This is a genomic window from Thalassospira sp. MCCC 1A01428 (genome assembly GCF_002115825.1).
In the GTDB taxonomy this organism is placed as follows: Bacteria; Pseudomonadota; Alphaproteobacteria; order Rhodospirillales; family Thalassospiraceae; genus Thalassospira.
In genome coordinates this window covers 1-631 of record NZ_JFJZ01000161.1, presented here as the reverse complement: position 1 = coordinate 631, position 631 = coordinate 1, and the positions used below count along the sequence as shown (strand labels likewise).

Sequence of the window (631 nt, the reverse complement as noted above, 5' to 3'; positions counted from 1 at the left end):
GCGACCACCAATTCGGTGCCGGTTGTGGCAACTGAACTGCCGATGGTGTGCAAGCATTATCCGATCCTGTTTACCGATGGCGCGCAGCCCCAGATGGTGGCATTGCTGGGTTTGCGAGCATCGGAAAACCTGATGGTTGACGATAAAGGCAACTGGACGCCGGGCACCTATGTTCCGGCCTATATCCGTCGTTATCCGTTCATCTTTTTTGAGAACGAAGAAAAAAGCCAGTACACCCTGTGTGTGGACGAAGACGCAAAAACCGTTGTCGAAGGCACGGAAAACCCGTTCTTTGTTGATGGTGAACCGTCAAAAATGACGCAAAGTGCGCTTGATTTTTGCCGCGATTACCAGGCGCATTATGCGGCCACAGCCGAGTTTCTAAAGGCTGTCACCGAAGCCGGATTGCTGGTGGAAAACCGTGCTGACGCCACCCTGGCCGATGGCCGCAAGCTGAGTCTGTCGGGTTTCAAAGTGATCGATGAAGCCAAATTTAATGAACTGGACGATGAAACCTTCCTGGCATGGCGCAAACGCGGCTGGGTGCATCTGGTTTATTGCCATTTCATTTCCAATGGCAACTGGTCAACCCTGGTTGAACGTGCTGCCATGAAGGTTGCCAACTGATCTG

1 protein-coding gene is annotated in these 631 nt (G+C 52.5%); it reads left to right on the top strand.

Annotated features, from left to right (window positions below):
* Window positions 1–627 (top strand): SapC family protein (locus THS27_RS26405; RefSeq protein WP_085595979.1); only part of this gene is annotated, 627 nt, incomplete at its 5' end.
* Window positions 628–631: the final 4 nt, after the last annotated feature.